The 20334-nt window shown below is 64.8% G+C and carries 29 protein-coding genes and 1 other annotated feature; of the genes, 16 read left to right on the top strand and 13 right to left on the bottom strand.

The genetic code is table 11. The annotated features are described in order from the left end of the window. Positions 1–63 precede the first annotated feature (63 nt). Together MOX02_RS22315 and MOX02_RS22320 are read left to right on the top strand one after the other, a co-directional pair. Positions 64–291 (top strand): hypothetical protein, encoded by a 228-nt coding sequence (locus MOX02_RS22315; protein WP_147028037.1) that lies wholly within the window; start codon positions 64–66, stop codon positions 289–291. Between the two features lie 925 nt (positions 292–1216). Next, positions 1217–1459, top strand: a complete 243-nt coding sequence (locus MOX02_RS22320) for a DUF6894 family protein (protein ID WP_147028038.1) — start codon at positions 1217–1219, stop codon at positions 1457–1459. 42 nt (positions 1460–1501) lie between these two features. On the opposite strand, the gene MOX02_RS22325 is transcribed toward MOX02_RS22320, so the two are convergent. Beyond that, positions 1502–1720, bottom strand: a complete 219-nt coding sequence (locus tag MOX02_RS22325; protein WP_147028039.1) for a hypothetical protein — start codon at positions 1718–1720, stop codon at positions 1502–1504. A 531-nt stretch (positions 1721–2251) separates the two neighbouring features. Here MOX02_RS22325 and MOX02_RS22330 point away from each other — a divergent pair. Then, complete coding sequence (locus MOX02_RS22330; RefSeq protein ID WP_147028040.1) at positions 2252–2506, top strand: DUF6894 family protein; 255 nt, start codon at positions 2252–2254, stop codon at positions 2504–2506. A gap of 9 nt (positions 2507–2515) precedes the next feature. Here the strand turns inward: MOX02_RS22330 and MOX02_RS22335 are convergent, their stop codons facing one another. Both MOX02_RS22335 and MOX02_RS31440 read right to left on the bottom strand, forming a co-directional pair. Next, a complete protein-coding gene (locus MOX02_RS22335; RefSeq protein ID WP_147028041.1) occupies positions 2516–2722 on the bottom strand; it encodes a hypothetical protein in 207 nt (68 codons plus the stop codon). A 63-nt stretch (positions 2723–2785) separates the two neighbouring features. Continuing rightward, positions 2786–2962, bottom strand: coding sequence for a hypothetical protein (locus MOX02_RS31440; RefSeq protein ID WP_170267954.1), 177 nt, complete (start codon positions 2960–2962; stop codon positions 2786–2788). A 379-nt stretch (positions 2963–3341) separates the two neighbouring features. Here MOX02_RS31440 and MOX02_RS22340 point away from each other — a divergent pair, with 379 nt between their 5' ends. Beyond that, a complete protein-coding gene (locus tag MOX02_RS22340; RefSeq protein ID WP_210250398.1) occupies positions 3342–3980 on the top strand; it encodes a CatB-related O-acetyltransferase in 639 nt (212 codons plus the stop codon). Between the two features lie 103 nt (positions 3981–4083). Here MOX02_RS22340 and MOX02_RS22345 read toward each other — a convergent pair whose 3' ends face one another. The 3 genes from MOX02_RS22345 to MOX02_RS22355 form a co-directional block, all read right to left on the bottom strand. Beyond that, positions 4084–4353 (bottom strand): hypothetical protein, encoded by a 270-nt coding sequence (locus MOX02_RS22345; RefSeq protein ID WP_147028042.1) that lies wholly within the window; start codon positions 4351–4353, stop codon positions 4084–4086. 103 nt (positions 4354–4456) lie between these two features. Next, a complete protein-coding gene (locus tag MOX02_RS22350) occupies positions 4457–4684 on the bottom strand; it encodes a hypothetical protein (RefSeq protein ID WP_238178872.1) in 228 nt (75 codons plus the stop codon). A 19-nt stretch (positions 4685–4703) separates the two neighbouring features. Then, positions 4704–4904, bottom strand: a complete 201-nt coding sequence (locus tag MOX02_RS22355) for a hypothetical protein (protein ID WP_147028044.1) — start codon at positions 4902–4904, stop codon at positions 4704–4706. Between the two features lie 220 nt (positions 4905–5124). Between MOX02_RS22355 and MOX02_RS22360 the strand changes: the two genes are divergently transcribed. From MOX02_RS22360 to MOX02_RS22365, 3 genes are all read left to right on the top strand, one after another. Next, positions 5125–5391, top strand: coding sequence for a hypothetical protein (locus tag MOX02_RS22360; RefSeq protein ID WP_147028045.1), 267 nt, complete (start codon positions 5125–5127; stop codon positions 5389–5391). Positions 5392–5504: 113 nt separating this feature from the next. Further along, positions 5505–5669 (top strand): thermonuclease family protein, encoded by a 165-nt coding sequence (locus MOX02_RS32310; protein WP_238178884.1) that lies wholly within the window; start codon positions 5505–5507, stop codon positions 5667–5669. After that, positions 5639–5944 (top strand): sunset domain-containing protein, encoded by a 306-nt coding sequence (locus MOX02_RS22365; protein WP_238178877.1) that lies wholly within the window; start codon positions 5639–5641, stop codon positions 5942–5944. The genes MOX02_RS32310 and MOX02_RS22365 overlap by 31 nt, the downstream gene beginning before the upstream one ends. Before the next feature lie 239 nt (positions 5945–6183). Here the strand turns inward: MOX02_RS22365 and MOX02_RS22370 are convergent, their stop codons facing one another. The 3 genes from MOX02_RS22370 to MOX02_RS22380 all read right to left on the bottom strand — a co-directional run bounded on the left by MOX02_RS22370 (position 6184) and on the right by MOX02_RS22380 (position 7456). After that, positions 6184–6579: a hypothetical protein gene (locus MOX02_RS22370; RefSeq protein WP_147028046.1), complete on the bottom strand. Its 396-nt coding sequence runs from the start codon at positions 6577–6579 to the stop codon at positions 6184–6186. A gap of 31 nt (positions 6580–6610) precedes the next feature. Further along, the gene (locus tag MOX02_RS32990; protein WP_147028047.1) at positions 6611–6862 is read right to left on the bottom strand and encodes a PilZ domain-containing protein; all 252 of its coding nucleotides are present in this window, start codon (positions 6860–6862) and stop codon (positions 6611–6613) included. 114 nt (positions 6863–6976) lie between these two features. Continuing rightward, complete coding sequence (locus tag MOX02_RS22380; RefSeq protein WP_373866777.1) at positions 6977–7456, bottom strand: Ros/MucR family transcriptional regulator; 480 nt, start codon at positions 7454–7456, stop codon at positions 6977–6979. A gap of 455 nt (positions 7457–7911) precedes the next feature. On the opposite strand from MOX02_RS22380, the gene rnhA reads away from it, so the two are divergent. Further along, positions 7912–8583, top strand: a complete 672-nt coding sequence (rnhA, locus tag MOX02_RS22385) for a ribonuclease HI (RefSeq protein WP_147028048.1) — start codon at positions 7912–7914, stop codon at positions 8581–8583. A 289-nt stretch (positions 8584–8872) separates the two neighbouring features. On the opposite strand, the gene MOX02_RS22390 is transcribed toward rnhA, so the two are convergent. Then, the gene (locus MOX02_RS22390; RefSeq protein ID WP_147028049.1) at positions 8873–9373 is read right to left on the bottom strand and encodes a YybH family protein; all 501 of its coding nucleotides are present in this window, start codon (positions 9371–9373) and stop codon (positions 8873–8875) included. Positions 9374–9468: 95 nt separating this feature from the next. Here MOX02_RS22390 and MOX02_RS22395 point away from each other — a divergent pair, with 95 nt between their 5' ends. Beyond that, entirely contained in the window at positions 9469–10419 is a 951-nt protein-coding gene (locus tag MOX02_RS22395) for a LysR family transcriptional regulator (RefSeq protein WP_147028050.1), read from the top strand. Between the two features lie 12 nt (positions 10420–10431). On the opposite strand, the gene MOX02_RS22400 is transcribed toward MOX02_RS22395, so the two are convergent. Together MOX02_RS22400 and MOX02_RS31445 are read right to left on the bottom strand one after the other, a co-directional pair. Beyond that, on the bottom strand, positions 10432–11916 hold the full coding sequence (locus MOX02_RS22400; protein WP_147028051.1) for a SulP family inorganic anion transporter: 1485 nt from the start codon (positions 11914–11916) through the stop codon (positions 10432–10434). A 60-nt stretch (positions 11917–11976) separates the two neighbouring features. After that, positions 11977–12032: a sequence feature (sul1 is cis-regulatory element that is thought to sense ions involved in sulfur or methionine metabolism; They are found in Alphaproteobacteria), on the bottom strand. A gap of 240 nt (positions 12033–12272) precedes the next feature. After that, positions 12273–12425, bottom strand: a complete 153-nt coding sequence (locus MOX02_RS31445; RefSeq protein ID WP_170267955.1) for a hypothetical protein — start codon at positions 12423–12425, stop codon at positions 12273–12275. Positions 12426–12942: 517 nt separating this feature from the next. On the opposite strand from MOX02_RS31445, the gene MOX02_RS22405 reads away from it, so the two are divergent. From MOX02_RS22405 to MOX02_RS22425, 5 genes are all read left to right on the top strand, one after another. Continuing rightward, positions 12943–13917 carry a LysR substrate-binding domain-containing protein gene (locus MOX02_RS22405; protein WP_147028052.1) on the top strand — a complete coding sequence of 325 codons (975 nt, stop codon included), beginning with the start codon at positions 12943–12945 and terminating at the stop codon, positions 13915–13917. Between the two features lie 81 nt (positions 13918–13998). Beyond that, positions 13999–15246, top strand: a complete 1248-nt coding sequence (locus MOX02_RS22410; RefSeq protein ID WP_238178879.1) for an MFS transporter — start codon at positions 13999–14001, stop codon at positions 15244–15246. Further along, positions 15246–16217: an alpha/beta hydrolase family protein gene (locus tag MOX02_RS22415; protein WP_147028053.1), complete on the top strand. Its 972-nt coding sequence runs from the start codon at positions 15246–15248 to the stop codon at positions 16215–16217. Before MOX02_RS22410 ends, MOX02_RS22415 begins: the two co-directional genes overlap by 1 nt. Further along, positions 16214–16687 carry a cupin domain-containing protein gene (locus MOX02_RS22420; protein WP_147028054.1) on the top strand — a complete coding sequence of 158 codons (474 nt, stop codon included), beginning with the start codon at positions 16214–16216 and terminating at the stop codon, positions 16685–16687. Before MOX02_RS22415 ends, MOX02_RS22420 begins: the two co-directional genes overlap by 4 nt. A 301-nt stretch (positions 16688–16988) precedes the next feature. Then, positions 16989–17192 carry a hypothetical protein gene (locus MOX02_RS22425; RefSeq protein WP_147028055.1) on the top strand — a complete coding sequence of 68 codons (204 nt, stop codon included), beginning with the start codon at positions 16989–16991 and terminating at the stop codon, positions 17190–17192. Positions 17193–17549: 357 nt separating this feature from the next. Here MOX02_RS22425 and MOX02_RS22430 read toward each other — a convergent pair whose 3' ends face one another. Beyond that, positions 17550–17729 (bottom strand): hypothetical protein, encoded by a 180-nt coding sequence (locus MOX02_RS22430; RefSeq protein WP_147028056.1) that lies wholly within the window; start codon positions 17727–17729, stop codon positions 17550–17552. Positions 17730–17851: 122 nt separating this feature from the next. Here MOX02_RS22430 and MOX02_RS22435 point away from each other — a divergent pair, with 122 nt between their 5' ends. Both MOX02_RS22435 and MOX02_RS22440 read left to right on the top strand, forming a co-directional pair. Next, the gene (locus tag MOX02_RS22435; protein ID WP_147028057.1) at positions 17852–18055 is read left to right on the top strand and encodes a hypothetical protein; all 204 of its coding nucleotides are present in this window, start codon (positions 17852–17854) and stop codon (positions 18053–18055) included. Between the two features lie 424 nt (positions 18056–18479). Then, entirely contained in the window at positions 18480–20330 is a 1851-nt protein-coding gene (locus tag MOX02_RS22440) for a DUF4214 domain-containing protein (RefSeq protein WP_147028058.1), read from the top strand. Positions 20331–20334 lie beyond the last annotated feature (4 nt).

The raw sequence follows: 20334 nt of genomic DNA on the forward strand, positions 1-20334 counted from the left end.
CTTAATGTGCGTCTGGCAGGCCGATGAGCAGGTGGGACCCCCGACGACTCGGAGGTCTCTCCGATGCGGACATTGGCGCAGACCCTATCTAGCGAAGCCCTCGAACATCTGATCACAGGGCTTGCCGAGGCTGCTCTGGAGCATGCCAGCGAACATGTGCCGGTGCTGATGGAACGCCTCTGGCGCTTGGAGATGCAGGCTCGGGCAGACGGCGTGAGTTCCGAGTCCATCAGCGCGATCAGTCGGGGGAGGCGTTTGCTTGGAGATAGACGCTGCCTGATCGTGATGTGAGTTCTTGTAGAGTAGTGCAGCGTATGATCAACCGCGACACGCGAGCGCGCTCAATCACAAGACGCCTGCTATCGATCCTTGAGGAACCAATTCCCTGCGATCCAATGGACCAGCATAGTCAATATTGCGAGCTTCTCGAGCTGGAGAGCGCCGCACAGACAGCATGCGTCGAGCAGTGGCTCCTCGACGAGTTGCAGATTGCACGTGAGGCCGCCGGGGAGGCAGTGCTCGTCGCAGCAAGCGAAGCACGCAGGCACTGACAAACGCTCAAGACCGCGCCTCCTTCCTCACGAGGGGACGATTTCATAGCGCTTTAGCCCGCCCGACAATCACCGTCGCAGCGAGCTGCTTTGCGTTTCAGCGAGCGTAAGGGTCGATGTTCAACTCGGCTGCTGTTCGGCTTCCTTGTCCGAGCCACCCTCCGTCGGCATGCTCTGTCTTCCTGGTGGCGGATCACTCCTCGGCTGATCTTGATCAGCATCCGGCTTGACGTCCGGCCCAGGTGGACTGCCGGCTCCAGGATGGCCCTGCACGTCATCGATGCTGCCGAGGCCGCCGTCGGTGGGCTTCTGCGAGCCCGAAGGATCGGGCGCGTCTGACGGGCTCATATTTCCTCCAGAGACTTTGTGTTCTGCAGAAACCAAGCGTCGGAGTAGAAGCGCGTTCCTCGAAACTGAAGCTATGCGCCATCCAGACCGATATCCGGTGCGTTGCCTGACGGAAGGCAGCGCAGGCTTGACCGACACAATCGCGCCAGTGAACTACGTGCTGCGGGCATCCCGCATCTGAACGACGGCTCACTGGCCCGCCCGGCAGTCTCCCATTTGCGCCGCGGCGGGCCATTCTGCGCCGATCTGGCTCCTGATCGTGCCGGAACCGGTGTCATCGGTCCGAGTTCACCCCGCGCTCAAGCGGGAGGGTGGGCGTGCCGCGGTTCTACATCGACTCGAATGACGACGACTTCCACCTCCGCGATGAGGAGGGTCAGGAGTTCCCCAATCTGGCAGCAGCGCGTGATGCGGCGATGATGATGCTGCCCGATATGGCGCGGGAGAAGCTTCCCGACGGCGACCAGCGCGTGTTCTGCGTCAACGTTCGAGATGAACGAGGCGCAACGCGCTACACCGCGACCTTGAGCTTGGTCGGCGAGTGGAAGCAGACCGAGTAGGCAGCCAATCATTCACCGCTCGGTTCGCCGCACGCGATTGTCTTACAGCAGGAAACCCTGCGCCTTCTCCAGAGCCTCAAGGCCGGCCTGGGTGATCGCCCACATGCCTGCTGTCGCATCGAAGGTGACGTAGCCGAGACCGCGAGCAGCCTGGCGAGCCTTCCCCTGCGCCACTGTGCAGCCGATGCCAATCTTGCGTGGCGGAATGGGACGGCCGCGTTCGGCCAGCACGCGCAGGAACTTCTGCATATCCGGGCTCATGAGCGGCTCCCAGATCCGCTGACCCGCTCCAATTCCGGATGTTTGAACGGCCGCGCCTTTCTCTGCCACTCACGGTTGCGTGATTTCCGCTTCCAGAGGTCTCGCAGCCGAAGTCGCGTGGCATTCTCTTGCCGCGCTTCACCTGCGTGAATGTCCAGTATTGGTGCGTAGGCATCATCACCTCGCTGGACCACACTCTCCAGCGCGGCCCCGCCGGCAGCCTTCATCGTTTCCGACAACTGGCGGGGCCGCCTTCCTCGCACTCAGGATGCTCCAATCCAACCCCGCAGCCTCACAGCTCGCGGGGCTTTTCGTGACCTTCCCCGCCGGGAGGCCGGGTGCCCAGCCAATGGCGAGCGGTGGAGCGGGTGCCAGTGGGAAGCGGGACACCTTCGCTACGGATCCCTGCTGCCGTGACATCACGAGGCTGCTGTGACCTATCACTCGGTCGAAGAAGCCGAAGGCAGGCGAGCCCTACACGCAAGCCCGTGCGTTGACGCCGGCAGAACTCCTCTGCCGGCTGGAGCATCGATGCCCTGGTACTTCTTCGACGTGCTGCACGACGGTGATGACGTCACCCGGGATCACAAGGGCGTCGATCTTCCCGACCTTGATGCAGCCCAGACCCACGCGATCAAGATCTGGCACAGGATCATCCAAGAGCGAGTTGCCGGCGGGCGGGATCCCAAGCACTGGAATGTTGCCGTTCTGGACGTGCATGGGACGGTGCTGGCACTCGTACCGATGCCGACAGGCCCAGATGGTGGGCCGCCCGCGATGGGCTAACGCCTGGCTTCAGCGCCGCCCTACGCCCGCTCCGGGCTTGCTGTCGCGGTCGGCGGCCTCCAGAGCGGCCTCCCGAGCCTTCTCCTCGCTGCGGTAGGCCCTGTCCGATCTCTCGATCAGCTTTCCGCTTCGGCGGAGCGTCCAACCGAAGTGGCCCTCCGGCTTGGTGAGGGGCTCGACTTCGATGCTGTAGGGGTGCGGTACGTCGTTGCTCATGGCCACGCTATGCCACGGCCGGCCAAGGTGACCAACTCGCCGTCGGTCAGCGTCGCGACCGGCTCAGCCCCCGCGCCGCTCCTCGTCCGCCACAGCCTCTACGGCGGCAATGACGTTCTCAAGCTCGGCGATCCGGCGCAGCATGCTGTCCGGCGGGAGCATATCGCGTTCGGCTGCCTCCAGGATGATCTCGCGCTGGTGCGCCTTCAGGCGGTCAAGGAGTGCTTCGAGCTTTTGCATGGAGGCACCTTTAGCTGTGGCACCTGTCGCGAGTACTGCGGCGCCTTCGACTAGCCGAACGCGACGTCGGAGCTAACTGATCCGCCGCCACTTCGGCTGCTGCTTCGTCCAACCGCACTCGGCCAGCCCGCGCCGCTCCAACGCCTCGCAGATCCGCTCGACCGCCGTAGACCGCTCGCCCCAGCAGTCTGGCACGCATTGTGAGCGCGGCCGTTTCAGTGTGGAAGGCACTTGAAACAGAAAGACCGTATTCTCGGCTCAGCAGAGCGGTGGTACACATGACGTGATCGAGCGCATTCCAAGCGAATGCCGGCACATCGGCTTCGATTGCTAGATCGATATACACAGTTTTCATCGGATTCAATATTAGGCTTGAAGCGTGAACCATTTTACCAAGGACGCTCTATCGATTCGCGCAATTGAGTGCGGTTGGAGTATTGGTGATTTCAGCTATGGAACTCCAACCGTTTTAGAATATGGCAATGATGGCAAGTTAATTGTCGGAAAGTACTGCTCATTTGCCATCAATGTCCGAATATTGCTTGGCGGAAATCATAGAATGGATTGGGTTACTACTTATCCATTTAGCGTCCTAAAACCTTCCGTCGCTCATATTGCAGGACATCCCAGCACACGCGGAGATGTGGTGATCGGGCATGATGTCTGGCTCGGGGATGTGTGTGTAATACTGTCCGGAGTTACGATCGGGCATGGAGCAGTTGTAGGTGCGGGGGCGGTTGTCACACGAGATGTCCCACCGTATGCTATAGTCGGTGGCAATCCTGCAGAGATTTTACGTAGGAGATTTTCTGAGCAGCAAATCCAAGACCTGCTTAAAATCACTTGGTGGAATTGGGACGAGGAAAAGATAGAGAACAACCTTGATTTTATGCTCTCGCAGGAAACTGATCACTTTATCCAGATACACCTATCTAGGAAACATCCGCGGTCTATTCGAGATCTGGGCAAACTGATAGCTAGAAATCTTCCGAGCTTCGGTTCGAAGACAGCGAGGTAGTGATCTTGATCTGCCATTCATGACCTGCGGATGTCGTACAGCGTCGTGAACTCGTCGATCAGCGCATCAAGCACACAGTGCAGGGCATGCCGTGATAAGCGGCTCACCGACCCTTCCGGGCTGCAGTCGATCGCGGTTTGATTTGCTCCTGCTCGAGCGTCATCGAAGCGATGTGGATGTCCGGCGCGCGGGCCACCTGGAGCGCGACGTACCAAGCCTCATCCTTCGACAGGCGGCCCGTGAAGCCCAGTTGCTCCGGGTCTTCTGTGAAGCAGATATAGGCCACCGTGAAGCCGATCGCGTCCTCGACGCGGTAGGCGGCCTCAAGCTCGACCACACGCCAGGGCGGTGGGAAATCGTGGGGTTCGGTCATGCCGTCGCCTGTATCAGCCCGAAGGCGAGAAGGCCGAGTTCCATCAAGACAACACGGGCTTGAGCGATCAAGCGACCGTACACTTGCGTCCTGCCGGACTGGATCATCGCTCCGACCGCGCCAGCAGGATCGCGGTGCTCACCGCGGCGCGCCTCAGCTGGTCGGTGGCATTGGCGTTGAGGACGGTCTGCGAGGCCCTAGCGTGCGAGAGGACGCCGGGCGCGAGGCCGTAGCCATCGCCGAACACGAAGAGGCTCGTGGTGGGGTCGGCCATGTATGCGTCGACCACGGCGCTCACGTCTTCGTCGGTGATCGCCTTCGCCTTGAACATGTCACCGGTTGTCAAATTCTCAGCCATTGGCAGGCGGCGTCAGGCCCTTCATTCCGAGCAAGCGCGCCGATGCTATGATCTGGCCGGCATCGAGCCCTCTGCCCTCAGCGAAATAGCGGAGTTTGCCCTCCTCCTCGACGACCTGCAGCGGCAGACCACCTTCGATCAGGAAGCGGATCACGTTGCTCAGCACGAGGTCGAGGATGTTCGTCTCCGCCATGACCCGAGGATAGGGCTCACCACCTGAATTCCCGACTGTGACGCCGGGCGGTATCAGCCCCACCTCGTTCCGCCAGGCACATCGGTGCCAGCGGTGAAAATCCGGCTTCATACAGTTACGGTTCATGGATAATGCCGCAAATTGCATGAAATTCGCCGCGCACCCTCGACCGCCATTCAAACGGTGGGGTAGGTGTGCGTCAGCTTTCAGGGATATCGTGGTGCAGAACGCGATCGAGTGGAATCGCTATGCCGTCGTTCATTGGAAAGTGAGCGTGCTCTCTGAGCGAGGCGAGGCTCATCGAAAGGGAAAAACTCGAGCTTTTGCAGGACTCATGCAGGCTGTGACATTCGTTAAGGCTCTCAGCGATGAGCATCGGCAGACAGCGAGAGTTGACTGCGGCGGTAAGTCCTTTCGTATGAACGAGATCGATTACCTCGCCGGACATGAAGACTTCCTGCGCGAGGGCCGACTTGCAGCGACATGACGCGTCCTACTGCAAAGAGGTCGCCGGGGTCTGCGGTCTGTCACACAGCAAGCCCCACGCGCGTTTCAAACCCGATCTCCACTTGAATTCCCAAGCGGGTGGGCAGCGCCAGCGTGTCGTGCGAGCCGCGCGACACGGACCAGTACGGCCGCACCGTCGCTGCGTGCCGATTGGGCAGCGAGGATCTGAACGGCTGGATGGTGGGGCAAGGGCACGCCATGGCATATCGGCGGTACTCGGAGGCCTCGTGCAGCAGGAACTCACAGCCAAGGCGCTGAAGCGCGGCATCTGGGCCGGAACGTTCCAAGAGCCGCAGGAATGGCGCCGGGCCAAGCGCGAGCAGGGCGTGGCCACCCGACCAGAGGCCGCCGCCCCACGGGTTTCAGGAGGCTGCCAGATTAAGGGCAACATTTCGAGAAAGGGCGAGACGGTTTATCACCTGCCGGGCACGCGCGATTACGAGCGAACCCGCATCGACGAGGCAGGCGGCGAGCGCATGTTCTGTTCGGAGGACGAGGCGAAGGCGGCGGGCTGGCGGCCGGCGCGCGGCTGAGCAGCCCTACTATCGAACCTCCGCGTGTTCGGCGCAGCGTGTCCGGTACCGCGACCATGCTCCTTCGGCTGAGTGGCAGCCACAGGTCTCGCACACCTGCAGAGAGCGCGACCACGTCCGCTCTGTCACCTCGGCGGCGAGATCGAAGTCGGCCTCCTTCCAATCACCGACAGGCCCGATGATCAGGTGCAGACCGGCGCAGTGCTCGCGTGCTACCCGAACGACAACGTGGCGGTTCTTCACCGCAGCCGCACATCGTCGAGGATCTCAGTCCAGCCAGAACCGATCCACACCTGCGCGTCGTCCGCGAGAAGCTCCGGATAGCGCTCACGGATCTCCGCCGCATCCAACCGCGGCATCTTCGGCGCAGCGAGCTTGCCATCTGCGGCTGCTCGGCCCGCTGCGATGATCTGCCTCGCGGTGGTCTCGTCGAGATCCTTGCCGAGGTTGACCAGCGTGGAGATCTCTTGCGTCAGGCGTGCCCCTTCAGGCGTGTCGCGCCCGACGGTCCGGCGCTGCTCGATGCGCTTGCCCATCTCGTTGCGGAGGATGTCACGGGCGAGGCCGAACAGGATGGCAGGCGGGATGGTGGGGTCCATCGCGTCGCTCTGACAGCCCGCGAGCAGCATGGTCAAGCGGATCGGCAGGCGCCCTTTGGACGCGCAATCAGACGAAGGCCACGCCGACCTCCAAGCCTCGCCGCCAGACCACGCTCACGGGCCGCGCCTTTCTTGCCCCGAACGAGAGCTCGAAGCGCTCCGGCAACAACCCAATCGCACTGAAAGCCAGCTTCGCTCCCGTGTCCGACTGGTCCACCACGGTGCAGGTAACCTGTCGTCCGTTTGCGAACGTGGCCGTCCCAGGTACGTTGGCAATCGTGCGGACGGAACGGCGTCGCTCTTGCCCGGCGAATAGCATTCGGATTGCTTTCAGATCGGCCTTCCCAGCTGAGCTTTAGGCCGTCGACCATTGAGGATCGGTAGCTAAGGCCGGTCCTCAAGCTTGCTGCGGCACGCTGAGAAGCGGCTGCTTTCAGGCAGCCTTGCGGCGGCCGCGCCTCTTTGGAGCTTTCGCTGTCTCTTCGTCAGAGGCACGGGCACCCGGCCGGCCGAGGCCGATCGACTTGGCAAGTTCGGAGCGCTGGGCCGCGTAGCTGGCGCACACCATCGGGTAGTCGTTGGGCAGACCAAAGCGCTGGCGGTAGCTGTGCGGATCGAGCCCATGCCCAGTCAGGTGGCGCTTCAGGGTCTTGTAGGGCTTACCGTCGATGAACGAGATCAGCGCGTCCGGCGTGATCGACTTGCGGATCTGCGATGGAGTCGTCTTTTGAACCTCTTCCTCAGCGTTGGTCTGAGGCCCGCCAGCAGCGAGGCCGCTCAGGGCCGCGTGCACGCCAGCGATCAGACCCGGCAAATCGGCAACCGGCAGGGAGTTCTTGGTCACATAGGCCGAGACGATGTCGGCTGCAAGCCCGATGAAGTCTGGGCTCGGCCCTTGCATTTCTTCGATCACGCTCAAGATCCGTAGTTTGTGCTACCCTCAGCGGCTGTAGATCACCATTGCCACAAGCAAATCAAGCGCGGCTGTGCAAAAATATACCGAAAACTTTCTTTCGGCAGTTGACACATGTGAGGGTAAGACCCGTCTAATCAACCCCTTGCCGCTTCGCGTGCCGCAAGCGATGACCTGCATCATCGGCCGGACGAGGGCCGCTGCAGCTCCATCGCCTCCTTCACTAGCGCTTCGAGCCAAGTGCACACCCGCATTCGACCAGATGCACGCAATCGCATGTGAATGGGTCGGGCCGACTGCGCCGTGCACATGCGTGGTCGAGCGGTTGGGGTAAACCATTCGTTTCCAGCCTGCCGCTAGCAGGGCGGTATGCCGCTGAAGCCGTAAGGCCCGCTGTCACGGGTCGGCCTACAGCAGACGCGGCACCAGACCCTCGTTCCTGAAGGACGAACGCGATGCGAATGGTTGTCTATGCCGACGGCGGCTGCGACCCCAATCCGGGCCCGGGCGGGTGGGGCGTCGTCATCTCCGGTCCGAATGGCATGCTCGAACTCTGCGGCGGAGATCTCGGCACCACCAACAACCGCATGGAGCTGACTGCCGCCATCCGGGCTCTGGAGCACTTTCCCGACGGCGCGCAGCTCGAGATGCGCTGTGACAGCCAGTACGTGATCAAGTCCGTCACCGAATGGATGCGCGGCTGGAAGGCGAAGGGCTGGCGAACCACCACCGGCGAGGTGAAGAACGTCGATCTGATGAAGCGCCTCGACGAGCTCGCCAGCAGCCGAGACGTGCGTTGGACCTGGGTGCGGGGTCATGCCGGCGACCCGCTCAACGAACGCGCCGACCGATTAGCCGCGCAAGGACGGCGCGAGGCGCGCGGCCTGTCGCGATCATCCGCTCCGGCCACGCCGCCTGTGCCGGCTGCTTCGGAGAGGGTGGGCCGCACGGCACCGGTGCAGATCGACCTCGCGCTGGGGCTTGAGATCGCGCGCGCAGCCCAGCGGGCTGGCACGACACCGTCAGCCTTCGTCGAAGAGGCGGTCAAGCTTGTGCTCGCACTCGGCCCTGAAGAGACTGCCCGCCTGCAGTCGCGCCGTAAGGCCCCGCCAGCCACCGCCGCTTGAGCGATGGAAAGCCATCGGTCATTGCACGCACACGTACTCTGAAGGTCGTTCTGGGACGTTTCAGCGGCAGGAAGGACACGAAATGGAAATGGCCGGCTCTGGCCAGAACCGGAACCTCCGCTTTCGAGACGTGAGGGCATCGAAGCGGACGTGACAGCCGGGCCGCTCCGCTTCCGTTGTGAAACTCGGGCACGTTCAACTGCGCAACTCAGCGCTGCCAAGTTCTCAGCGACGCCTCAGCAGCCGCGCCCTTCAGTATGACGGGCTCGCTTGAGGTGACGGCTGGCGATCACTCGCCCCTGGCGAGGGCGGCTGCTCGCTCCACGCTGATGCCGGCCACCAGCGGATCGGCGTGGCGATGGGCCAGCCGCCAGTCCGAGCCGACACGGCGGAAGATGAGCGTCACCCGCAAGGGCCAGTCCTGAGCCGGCAGCCCGCCGACCTCCACGTGCTGGCGCTCGACGACAACCAGCGCGACCAGATCGGTCGCGCCGTAGGCCTGGACGACCTGCTGCTCGAAGGTGCCGTTCCGGAAGAAGTGCGCCATCGCCTGCACACGCTCGTCGGTCAGATCCGAAGCGCGCGTCGGCGCGCCGCCGAACGGGGTCATCAGCGTTAAGTCGTCCGTGTAGCGGATCAGTGCCCGGTAGGTGTCGACGTCACCGCGCATCAGCGCGCCGTGCGCCTCCGCGCAGCGCGCGGCGAGCCGGGCGACCTCGTCGGACTGTGCAAGGGTCGGGACGAGGCTCGCGCCGGCGCCTGCAAGAATCGCGCGTCGGGATGGAGACATCTGCGGCCCTCTCCTGTGATGAGACGCAGCAACCGCGCTGCCGCTCCTGCATCGTCCCTCGCGCGTGCTGAAGCCAGTGATACGATCTCAGCGATATGCTGAACGAGATCGACCTTTCCCGGGTAGACCTCAACCTGCTGGTGCTGTTCGAGGCGGTGCTGGCGGAGCGGCATGTCGGGCGCGCGGCCGAGCGCCTGAACCTGTCGCCATCGGCCGTCAGTCACGGCCTCGGACGGCTCCGCCGGCTCCTGAACGATCCTCTGTTCCTGCGCACCCCGAGGGGCGTCGTGCCGACCGATCGGGCGATGGAGCTGGCCGCTCCCGTCGGCGAGATCCTCACTCGGGTCCGAGCCGTCCTCGCGGTCGCCGAGCCGTTCGATCCGGCACGCTCGCGGCGGCGCTTCACGGTCGGAGCGCCCGACGGGGTGTCGGCCGTCGTCCTGCCGGCGCTTCTCGCGAGCCTGCGCGCGCAGGCCCCGGACGTCGCCGTCAGCCTGAGCCAGCTTCTGCCTGTCCAGGGCGACGTCTCGCCCGAGCGCGCGTGGCGCGACGCCCTGGCCGCTCTCGAGGCGCGAGCGCTGGACATCGCGATCCTCCCGTCCGACGCGGTGCCCGCGCGCTTCGCGCGGACGAGGCTCTACGAGGAGGACTTCGTCATCGCCCTGCGACGCGGGCACCCCTACGCGCAGGAGCCGACGCTCGACCGCTACTGCGCGATGCGCCACCTCGTGGTCTCGGCGACCGGCGACCCGTTCGGGTTCGTCGATCAGGTCCTGGCACGGCACGGCCGTGCGCGGCACACCGTTCTGACCGCGCCCAACTTCCTGCTCGCGCTCGCACTCATCGCCGAGACCGATCTCGTCGCCGCCCTGCCGAGGCGATTCGTCGCCGCCCATGCCGCGCGCTTCGGCGTCGACGGCGTCGAGGCACCCGTCCCGTTCGGCCGCTTCCCGATCAACGCCGTGGTTCCGCGCGCGGCGATGCCAGACCGGGGCTTGGCGTGGCTGCTCGACCGGCTCGCGAGCACGGGACGCGCGCCGGGCTGAAGCGGGAACCCCTCAGTGCGCGGGCTGCGAGGCCGCCGCTCCCGTCTTGTCGTGCGTGGCGAAGCGCTCGACCAGCGTCGCGCTGGCCGCGTTCAGGCCGATCACCTCGACCATCTTGCCGCGACGCCGCGCCTTCAGCACGACGCGGTCGAGCGCGCCGATCGCCGAGATGTCCCAGAAATGCGCCGCCCGGACGTCGATGACGATGCGCTCCACCGGCTCCGCACCGTCGACGGCCTCGCTGAACGTCCCCGCCGAGGCGAAGAAGATCTGGCCCGACACGCGGTAGGTCCGCACCCGGCCGTCGGCCGAGAGGTCCGACTCGACCCGGCTCAGCCGCGAGACCTTCCCGGCAAAGAACACGCCCGACAGCAGCACGCCGGCCAGCACGCCGATCGCGAGGTCCTTCGTCGCGACCACGACGCCCACGGTCACGACCATCACCGCCGAAGAGGGCAGCGGGTTCGTCCGCAGCCGCGCCAGGGAGCGCCACTGGAAGGTGTTGAACGAGACCATGACCATCACCGCCGTCAGCGCGGCGACGGGCACGATCGCGAGCAGGTCCTGAAGCGCCACCAGCAGGAGGAGCAGGACGCTTCCGGCGACGAAGGTCGAGAGCCGCCCGCGCGCGCCCGACGAGACGTTGATCACAGACTGCCCGATCATCGCGCAGCCGCCCATGCCGCCGAAGACCGCGGACGCCATGTTGGCCACACCCTGGCCGAAGCATTCCCGGTTCTTGCTGCTCGGGGTGTCCGTCATGTCGTCCACGATCTTGGCCGTCAGCAGGCTCTCCAGCAGCCCGACGGCCGCGAGCGTCACGGCGTAGGGCAGGATGATGCGCAGCGTCTCGAGGGTGAAGGGCACGTCGGGCAGCGCGAGGCTCGGCAGCGCGGAGGGCAGCGCACCGAGTTGCGCGACCGTGCGCACGTCGAGATGGAAGGCGGCGGTGATCGCCGTCAGCACGGCGATCGCCACGAGCGGTGACGGCACGGCTCGCGTGATCCGCGGGAAGCCGTAGATGATGAGAAGGCCGAGCGCGATCAGGCCGTAGGTGGCGGGCGTGACGCCCGTCAGTTCGGGCAATTGGGCGAGGAAGATCAGGATGGCCAGCGCGTTGACGAAGCCCGTCATCACGGATTGCGAGACGAAGCGCATCAGCCGGCCGAGCTTGAGCAAGCCGGCTCCGACCTGCAGCGCGCCCATCAGGATGGTGGCGGCGAAGAGGTATTGCACGCCGTGGTCGCGCACGAGGTCGACCATGACGACGGCGGTCGCGGCCGTGGCCGCTGAGATCATGGCGGGGCGCCCCCCGGCGAAGGCGATCACGCAGGCGATGACGACGGAAGCGTAGAGGCCGACCTTCGGATCGACGCCGGCGATGACCGAGAAGCCGATGGCTTCGGGGATGAGGGCCAGGGCGACGACGAGGCCGGAGAGGATGTCGGCACGGACGCGCGCGACGGAGGCGCGGGCGCGCTTCAGGGATGTGAGCATGGGATGACCGCAGGAGACCGTACCCGCACGAAGCGCCGGGTCCGAGACGTGTCTCGATTGCGTGGTCCGGCGGATCGGCGGCCGGAAGAGCCACCCGGGCTTTCACCGGGTCCAGACGGATGGCCCTCGTTTACTAGACTTGTGCCGCACCACAACATGCCGAGCAGCGCTTTCGGATGCGCGAGGGCATGGCGCGGGGCGAGCGGTCACATCGGTGTGGCTTGCAGCGACGTTCATCGATCGGGGATGCTTGCTCCCGACACCATCCCTGAGACTGCCGCCGGCCTTCTCGGCGCCGCCGATCTCGCCCCCGAAGCTCGGCCTCGCCCGCCCGAGGCTTCGGTCACCGAGGAACGTCAGCCGGCATCAAGCACGCTTGAGATCTCTTCATCCGCCTGGGCAGTGGGCATCAGGATGTCGCCCCCATGCAGGATGAACGCGCAGAAGAGGAGCGTTCCTGCCATACCTGCTACCGGGTAAATGAGGGGGATCAGCTTGCTGCCGGACATCTCAGAACCCCTCTGCTGAACCTGTGGCTCCAGAGTGTGTCACCTGAGACAACTCGCCGGCGAGCGCGCCGTTTCAGAAGCGCCCATAGGCAGCCGGACGGCCGCGGAAGGCGCGATGCGTTTGCCCGACGGTGGCCGAAAGCAGCACGTCCGCTCGGGAGCTCAGTCTGCCGATATCCGGACATTCCGCGCGGCTCATTCGCTAGCACGTGCCGCTCGCGGAGGACCGCTTCGCTGTTGCAAGCAGATGTCTGCAGGCGGACGCAACACCAGCATGTCGCAGCCCACCAATAGCGCATCCGATCCGATTGCATCGTAGCCAGCAGCTACGATGCATCCTCAACGCTCGGCTGATGGGAAGCAGACCAGGTTGCCTCGGACGTGCTTCTTGGTAGCGGTACGCTTCCTGAAGGGCAGATTCGGACCGCCACGCCAGATGTCTCGGCACCCGGATAGGCTGGCGCCGCCAACCTGACACCTGCTACGCTTGGCTGTCGTCCGTTATGCCGGAGGAGGTATGCGAACCCGCACCCCGCCGTTCTCGACCCTCAGGCTCTTCGACGCGGCCGGTCGGCATCTGAGCTTCGCCAAGGCGGCAGCCGAGCTGAACGTCACACCTAGCGCCGTCAGCCACGGGATCGTCGGTCTGGAACGGGCGCTCGGCGTTAAGTTGTTCCTGCGCGAACCCGGCCGGCTATCGCTAACGCGCGAAGGGGCCGACTACCTCACCTACGTGTCCGAGGCCTTGTCGCTCATCCTTGTCGGTACGCGGCGCCTGCCGACGCCGCACTCGGGCAGGACCATCGCCGTGAGCTGTGCGCCGACGGTCGCCTCGAGATGGCTGCTGCCGCGGCTCCACGCGTTCCGCGCCAAGCATCCGAGGATCGCCATCAACTTGGACACCTCCCATCGTCCGGTCGGCTTTCCCGTCGACGGATTCGACTTCGCCATCCGAATGAGCCGGATCCCGGCCGCGCCGACGAATTGGAGCCCCCTGTTCGGAGAATGGCTGGTTCCGGTCTGCAGCCCGAGCTACCGCGAGACCGTTGCCAGCGCCGGCGGCTTCGACCCCGCCCGCGCCACCACGCTCCACGTCACGTCCCTCAGCGAGGATTGGCAGGCGTGGCTCGACGCCACCGGAGCCGCCGATGTTCCTTCGCTCGGCACGATGCGCTTCGACACGATCCAGCTGTCGCTTGAGGCGGCCGCCGCTGGCTTGGGTATCGCTCTCGGTCGGAGATCGCTCATGGACCGGGAACTCCGCGACGGCACCCTCGTCGAGGTCGGGCAGGCAGTCCCGGCCGCGACGACCTATTGGCTGGTCAGCTCCGACTTGGTCGAACAGGAACAGGATCTCCGCAGCTTTCGGGACTGGGTCCTGACGGAGGCCTCGGCCATCGTATCCGACCAAGCGACGCGGATGTCTCCCGTTGCAAGATCCGTGGGCGGCCGAGGCTGCCCCACGCCCGCCGAGGCGGCAACCACCTCGTGAGCACAGCTCATCGGTCGCGCAGAGCTTCTCGTTTGCCTCGCCGGCACCCGGTTGCGACCTTCGCATCCGAGGAGAAGAGCGATGGCAGCGATCTCGAACCGGTGGATGTTGCGGGAACGACGGAGCGGCGCGATCCTCGTCGTGGCGACCGCGGCGCTGGTTCTGAGCGGCGCGATGGGTATCCGGCAGACCTTCGGGCTGTTCCTCGGGCCGTTCTCGTTCGAGCACGGGATCCCGGTGGCGACCGTCGCGCTGGCGATCGCTCTCCACAACCTGGTCTGGGGGTTCGCCCAGCCTTTCGCTGGGGCGGCGGCGGACCGCTATGGCGTCGCTCCGGTGGTTGCCTTCGGTGCTCTCGTCTTCGCCGGCGGCCTGGCGCTGGCCGCCCTTGCACCCTCGGGTCCAATGCTCCTCCTCGGTATGGGGCTGATGGTCGGCATCGGCATCAGCTGCACGAGCTTCGGGGTCGTGCTGACGGCGGTCGGCCGGGCGGCCACGCCGGAGGGCCGCAGCTCGGCATTGGGCCTCGCGAGCGCCGGCGGCTCGCTGGGTCAGGTCCTGCTCGTGCCTTTCGCCGGGACGATCACATCGGCCGCGGGCATGACGGCGGCACTTCTCGCCCTCGCCGGCATCATCCTCGCGGTTGCCCCGCTCGGCCTCTGGCTCGACGGCGGTGATCGACGATCAACGGCCGACGCCGGGACCACATCAGCCAGCCTCTCCGACGTGCTCGTGCAAGCCTGCCGGAACCCCGGCTACCAGCTTCTCACGCTCGGCTTCTTCACCTGCGGCTTCCAGCTCGCCTTCATCGCGACGCATCTGCCGGGCTACCTCTCCCTCTGCCACATGCCTGCGAGCCTGAGCGCGACGGCTCTCGCCCTGATCGGCCTGTTCAACATGGCTGGCAGCTGGGGCTGCGGCTGGCTCGGCGGACGCTTCCGCCAGCAGCACGTCCTCGCATGGCTCTACCTGATCCGAGGCGTCGCGATCGGCGCCTTCGCCCTCGTGCCGAAGACCGAAGCCGTGGTCGTACTCTTCGCCGCCGTCATGGGCCTGACGTGGCTCGGCACCGTCCCGCTGACGAGCGGCCTCGTGGCGAAAGTGTTCGGGGTCCGCCATCTCGGCACCTTGTTCGGCATCGTCTTCCTGAGCCATCAGATCGGATCATTCCTCGGCGCGTGGCTCGGCGGCGTCGTTCTGGACGCGACCGGCTCCTACGGTCCGGTCTGGGCGGCCACGGCTCTCGCCGGCCTGTTAGCCGCTCTGCTCCACTTCCCGATCGACGACCGGCCGGTCTCCGCCGGTCTGCCCATGTCAGCGCGGGCGTGATGTCGACGCTCGTCGTCGACCCCCTCGCTGCCGGCGGCGCACTCGCCGAAGCGGTGACGGTTCGATGCCGGGACGGCTACGTGCTGCACGGTCACCTCTGGAGTGTCGATCCGCGACTGGAGCCGATGCTCGGCACGGTGGTGCTGAACCCCGCGACCGGAGTCCTCGCGGGCTACTATCACGCCTACGCACGGTTTCTCGTCGCACACGGGTTCGAGGTGCTGACCTACGACTACCGCGGAATCGGCACTTCCCGCCCGGCCACTCTGAAGGGGTGCGGTATCCGCTGGCGGGACTGGGGCGAATTGGACTTCGATGCTGTGGTTCGATGGACCCGCGCCCGCCGCGGCGGGCCGCTGCTCGTCGTCGGGCACAGCATCGGCGGCTTTCTTCCCGGCTTCGCGGAGGCAGCCAATCTCGTCGACCGCTACCTCGCTGTCGGCGCACAGTTCGCCTACTGGCCCGACTACGCCGTCGGCGACCGGCTCCGCATGGTCGCGAAGTGGCATTTCGCGATGCCGGCGATGACGGCATTGGCAGGCTACTTCCCGGGCCGGCAACTCGGCTGGCTTGAGGATCTCCCAGCCGGCATCGCCTACGAGTGGAGCTTTCGCCGTGCCCGAATGGAACTCAGCTACCCGCGGCGCGCGCGCGAGGCGATCCTCGCCCGCTTCGCGGCCGTGCAAGCCCCGATCCTGGCCGTCGGAACGACCGACGACGCGTTCGGAACGCCGCCCGCGATCCGCCGGGGTCTCGATTACTACGCAGCAAGTCCCCGCACGCAGGTCGAGTTGACGCCCGCTGCGCTGGGCGCGACGACGATCGGCCATTTCGGCTTGTTCCATGCCCGCCGCAACGGCACGTTCTGGACCGACTCGCTGGATTGGCTGCGCGACGGCAGGAATCCTTGGCCGGAAGCGGTAGCCGCCACCCTTGGTCCGTGTTGTCGCAGCAGGACGCTTTCACGATGACCACCTCCGCCCCCGCCATCCGCGCCGTCGACGCTCCTGTCCGGGCCAAGGCGAGCAACTATCCCGAGCCGTTCGCCTCGCGGATGGACGGGCGGATCAAGCAGCCACTGGGAGACCTCTTCGGGCTTCGGAACTTCGGGGTGAACCTCACCCGGCTGCGACCGGGAGCGGTGTCAGCCCTCCACCATCGCCACACATGCCAAGACGAGTTCATCTATGTTCTTGATGGCGAGCCGACGCTGCTCACGGATGCGGGCGAAACGCGTCTGGAGCCCGGCATGGTGGCTGGCTTCCCAGCGAACGGCACGGCGCACCATCTCGAGAACCGCACGAACCGTGACTGCCTGATCCTCGAGATCGGGGACCGCAGCCGCGGAGACGAGGCGACCTATCCGCAGGACGACCTGATGGCTTTGATGGATGCGAGCGGGACTTGGCGCTTCTCCAGGAAGGACGGAACGCCCTACTAGAGCGGGGCTCGTCCGACCGGAAGCTGCGCAGGGTGGCTGGGGGTTGATGGGGCAAGGAGGCGCTCATACCGGCAACCTTGTCCGTTGATCTTCGCCATCGCGTGGCGTCCGCAATGTCAGCCAGTGCGACCTGTCGACAGACCGCCGAGCGCTTCGGCGTGAGCCGAGCCAGTGCCAGCCGCCGGTCGCAGCAGAAGCGGCGCGTGGGCCACGTCGCGCCCAAGCCGCTGAGCGGCGATCAGCGCTCCCGCCACATCGAGGCGCATGCCATGATCAGCCTCCCTGCCGCGGCCGACCCCTCATGTCGGCACTGACCGATTCGGACCTGCAGGAACTCGCCCGGAGCGAGCACGGCTTCCGGGGAAAGCTCGGGAGCGTCGGGCGCGGCGGCCCGGCGGTCGAGGGCCTGAGCCAGACCGTGACGAGCCTCATGGCGATGCCGGACGCGACGACGATGCTGGCACTGATGCGGCGTCTCGACCCGTTGCACTGGCGGCTGGTGTAGCGGGGTCGGCTGTGATCTGAGCTGCTCCGATGTCCGCTCCCAAGAAGCGTGCTATCCTGGCTGAACGACGGCTTTGGGCAGGAAGCCGCCGGTCCGCAGCCGCCTGCGGTATGTAGAATAAGCGGACATCAGCGTCCCGACCGGCGCCACCCTACTGCGGGCTCTCTGTCTCGCGGCATGCGGGTGTCGCCCCCCTCAACCGCGACAGAAAACGTTGAGGCCGCCGCTCGCTCCGGCTTGGATGAGAGATGAAGGCGCAATGTCAGTCGCTCGCCGCTGCTGCGATCGAGAAGAGTGCTGCGAGCGCGAAGTTGCCGGCCACGAGGAGGGTGAGCAGGGTCAGCATCGTCGCTCCCTTCAAGCCACGCAGGTCCAGACGACCGCGGCCCACTGCGGCGGGCATGCGCGGGTCGGCTTGGACATGCTCGAAAGCTTGGCGACCTGAGGAGCGGCATGCGCCGAGGTCAGCGTCGGCACGTGCGCCGTACCGACCATGAAGGCGCCGCAGATGACCAAGCGAAGAACGATATCGAGCATTGTTCCACCCCTCGTGCGGTCGTCGATGACCGTCTGTAGGTTCAGATGTAGAAGCTATGCCTTTCCTCGATATTGCGTAGTTCGTTGCGTGGTCGGCTAGACCCTGCCATCGGAGAGGCCAGATGCCGGAGCCACTGCCAGAGCCTACGAAAGAGCAGATCCGACTGCTCGCCGCCGCAGCCGCGATCGTCGTTGTGGCCACGGCACTGGCGTGGTTCTTCGTGATGCCTGATCGGCCCGATATGGCTGTTCAGGACAGCGCCGCTGCGGCCATGGTTGCGTCCATGGCGCTGCTCGGGAAAGCGAGGCGGCACCGGAAGCGATGAGAACCGACGGCTTGGGGGCTCAGCACCTGACGAAACTCCTTCAGCCCCGCCGGCACCCACCGCGCATGGCCTAATTCATCCGCGCCACGCTCAACACGCCACGGGTGTGGCTGCGCGGTGACGGCGGGAGGCCTGGAGCCGTTCTATACAACTACAAGTTCGCTTCCTGAGACCCGCGAACCGCCTCTAGCTCGCTCGGCTCGCCGCGGCGGGCTTTTTCATTTCGAGATCTCGCAGGGCGCAGAAAGGCTAGTGCGTCAGTAAAAAATGCTGCAATTGCAGAAATACCTCCTTGTCAGTTTGAGTGCACATCGGAAACACGCTGACCGCCAGCCATCAACCTTAACGCTTATCGAACGATTGCGTTCGAAACTCTCGCTGTTGCTTCACACATCGGAAGGCAGGATCAGCGAAGTTTCAAGAGATGGTTAACATCAATGTGGCCGTTGTCACCGATGGCAACGAAGGCGATGCCGTCATCAACGTTCTAAACAGTGGCAGCGTACAAGCAAACGACACAAACGGGGGATTTTCTGGATCTTTCTTTTCGGCGTTTAAGACGAGTCAATCTTACTACAACGTCGACATCAAGGCTTCGAACGGCAACACGGTCGATATTGGGTCAATCTACGGCGTCAATGCCGGAACGACTACAGATTTCCTAATTTTTCAGGGCCTCAATGCAGGAGGTAACGTCGCTGCCTCCATGCAAGCTACTTACAATCCAACAGATGTTACGCAAAATTATACATCGACTATCACGGCTCTCAACTTTGCCGGTATCACTACGTTGCGTGTTTTCGCAATCAACAACTATGGACAGCCCTTCTATTTCGATTCACCAGATTTTGGCAATATCTCAGCTGGTGGCGCAGATTCGACACCACCGACGCTGGCCATATCGAGCGTGACCGGCGCGACCAACGTGATCGACGGACACACAATCGTCGGCGCGATCGGCGCCGAGGATGCAGGCGCGACGGTCACGATCCGCGATGGCAGCACCGTGCTCGGCACGGCCGTCAGCGACGCTCAGGGCAACTTCAGCTTCGCCCTGCCTAACCTCACAACCGGCAGCGGCCAGACCTACAATCTCACGGCATCGGCTACCGACGTCGCTGGGAACGAGGGCGTCAGCACGAACTTCTCGTTCAGCCTCGACATGGTGCCGAACCAGAACCTCTTCGGTAGCTTCGGTCCTCACCTCGACGACACGGCCAAGGCAATCTACGAGCTCTACGATGCCGTCCTGGATCGCGCTCCCGACGCGCTCGGCTTCGAGAGCTACATCCGATCGGCAGAGAACGGCGCCTCGTTGCGCGACATTGCCGCCTCGATGCTCGGCTCCGCAGAGGCGCAAAGTCATGTCGGTGCTACCGGCAACGCGGAATTCGTCGAGCGGCTATATGAGACCGCACTCCACCGTGGCAGCGATTCTGAGGGACTGACCACCTACACGCAGTACCTCGACAACGGCGGTTCACGTGCGGATGTGGCTCTGATGTTCGCTCAGAGCGCTGAGAATGTTGCCGGACTGACGGCTCTGTCTTCGAACGCGACGCTCGCGCCGGATCCGACCGCCTCCGACGTGGCCCGCCTCTACTATGGTGTTCTTGATCGAGCTCCTGAAGCAGGCGGGCTCCAGGGCTGGACCAATTCGGTCGAGCACGGCACCAGTCTGCAGGATGTGGTCCGCGCGTTCCTTTCGTCCGATGAGTACGAGGTCATCACCACGGGACTGACCGACACGCAGTTCGTCGAGAGCTTGTACCAGCAGGTTCTCGGGCGCACCGCCGAGGACGCTGGTGTCCAGTTTTGGTCCTCAGTCCTTGCTCAGGGAGGCAGCCGTTCCACGATCGCGAACGCGTTCGCGGATTCGCTGGAGTTCCAGTCTGCACACGCGGGTGCGAACAACGCCACCTACGTCCAGGACCTGTACCAAGCCGTTTTGGGCCGGGCTGGCGATGAGGCTGGCATCCAGGCTTGGTCAGCGGCACTCGACGGCCAGAGCTTGACGCGCTCCGACCTTGCCCACGTGTTCACTGCCTCGACGGAATTCCAGACCAAATTCGTCCAGCCCTCTGACGCCGCCTTCGTCGACAGCTTGTACATGGGCGCGCTCGGGCGCCACGCTGACGATGCCGGGTTCGAAAGCTGGACCACCGCTCTCACGCACGGCATCAGCCGAGCGGAGGTGGCAGTGGCCATCTCGGAGAGTGTCGAGGCGCAGACCCACCTCGTGAATGTCATCGAGCAGGGCTGGCACCTCGTTTGAGGGA

Origin of the sequence: Methylobacterium oxalidis (assembly GCF_007992195.1) — a bacterium.
Taxonomy (GTDB): Bacteria; Pseudomonadota; Alphaproteobacteria; order Rhizobiales; family Beijerinckiaceae; genus Methylobacterium; species Methylobacterium oxalidis.

What these genes read in the sequence shown, in the direction of transcription:
- MOX02_RS22345 (WP_147028042.1), bottom strand. Translation starts at nt 4,353, where the DNA reads ATGACCGAACCCCACGATTTCCCACCGCCCTGGCGTGTGGTCGAGCTT.
- MOX02_RS22315 (WP_147028037.1), top strand. Translation starts at nt 64, where the DNA reads ATGCGGACATTGGCGCAGACCCTATCTAGCGAAGCCCTCGAACATCTG.
- MOX02_RS22435 (WP_147028057.1), top strand. Translation starts at nt 17,852, where the DNA reads ATGCCGGAGCCACTGCCAGAGCCTACGAAAGAGCAGATCCGACTGCTC.
- MOX02_RS22325 (WP_147028039.1), bottom strand. Translation starts at nt 1,720, where the DNA reads ATGAGCCCGGATATGCAGAAGTTCCTGCGCGTGCTGGCCGAACGCGGC.
- MOX02_RS22355 (WP_147028044.1), bottom strand. Translation starts at nt 4,904, where the DNA reads ATGGCGGAGACGAACATCCTCGACCTCGTGCTGAGCAACGTGATCCGC.
- MOX02_RS22425 (WP_147028055.1), top strand. Translation starts at nt 16,989, where the DNA reads ATGTCGGCACTGACCGATTCGGACCTGCAGGAACTCGCCCGGAGCGAG.
- rnhA (WP_147028048.1), top strand. Translation starts at nt 7,912, where the DNA reads ATGCGAATGGTTGTCTATGCCGACGGCGGCTGCGACCCCAATCCGGGC.
- MOX02_RS22400 (WP_147028051.1), bottom strand. Translation starts at nt 11,916, where the DNA reads ATGCTCACATCCCTGAAGCGCGCCCGCGCCTCCGTCGCGCGCGTCCGT.
- MOX02_RS22420 (WP_147028054.1), top strand. Translation starts at nt 16,214, where the DNA reads ATGACCACCTCCGCCCCCGCCATCCGCGCCGTCGACGCTCCTGTCCGG.
- MOX02_RS22330 (WP_147028040.1), top strand. Translation starts at nt 2,252, where the DNA reads ATGCCCTGGTACTTCTTCGACGTGCTGCACGACGGTGATGACGTCACC.
- MOX02_RS22335 (WP_147028041.1), bottom strand. Translation starts at nt 2,722, where the DNA reads ATGAGCAACGACGTACCGCACCCCTACAGCATCGAAGTCGAGCCCCTC.
- MOX02_RS22430 (WP_147028056.1), bottom strand. Translation starts at nt 17,729, where the DNA reads ATGCTCGATATCGTTCTTCGCTTGGTCATCTGCGGCGCCTTCATGGTC.
- MOX02_RS22410 (WP_238178879.1), top strand. Translation starts at nt 13,999, where the DNA reads ATGGCAGCGATCTCGAACCGGTGGATGTTGCGGGAACGACGGAGCGGC.
- MOX02_RS22440 (WP_147028058.1), top strand. Translation starts at nt 18,480, where the DNA reads ATGGTTAACATCAATGTGGCCGTTGTCACCGATGGCAACGAAGGCGAT.
- MOX02_RS32990 (WP_147028047.1), bottom strand. Translation starts at nt 6,862, where the DNA reads ATGCTATTCGCCGGGCAAGAGCGACGCCGTTCCGTCCGCACGATTGCC.
- MOX02_RS31440 (WP_170267954.1), bottom strand. Translation starts at nt 2,962, where the DNA reads ATGCAAAAGCTCGAAGCACTCCTTGACCGCCTGAAGGCGCACCAGCGC.
- MOX02_RS22350 (WP_238178872.1), bottom strand. Translation starts at nt 4,684, where the DNA reads ATGTTCAAGGCGAAGGCGATCACCGACGAAGACGTGAGCGCCGTGGTC.
- MOX02_RS22390 (WP_147028049.1), bottom strand. Translation starts at nt 9,373, where the DNA reads ATGTCTCCATCCCGACGCGCGATTCTTGCAGGCGCCGGCGCGAGCCTC.
- MOX02_RS22405 (WP_147028052.1), top strand. Translation starts at nt 12,943, where the DNA reads ATGCGAACCCGCACCCCGCCGTTCTCGACCCTCAGGCTCTTCGACGCG.
- MOX02_RS22415 (WP_147028053.1), top strand. Translation starts at nt 15,246, where the DNA reads ATGTCGACGCTCGTCGTCGACCCCCTCGCTGCCGGCGGCGCACTCGCC.
- MOX02_RS22395 (WP_147028050.1), top strand. Translation starts at nt 9,469, where the DNA reads ATGCTGAACGAGATCGACCTTTCCCGGGTAGACCTCAACCTGCTGGTG.
- MOX02_RS31445 (WP_170267955.1), bottom strand. Translation starts at nt 12,425, where the DNA reads ATGTCCGGCAGCAAGCTGATCCCCCTCATTTACCCGGTAGCAGGTATG.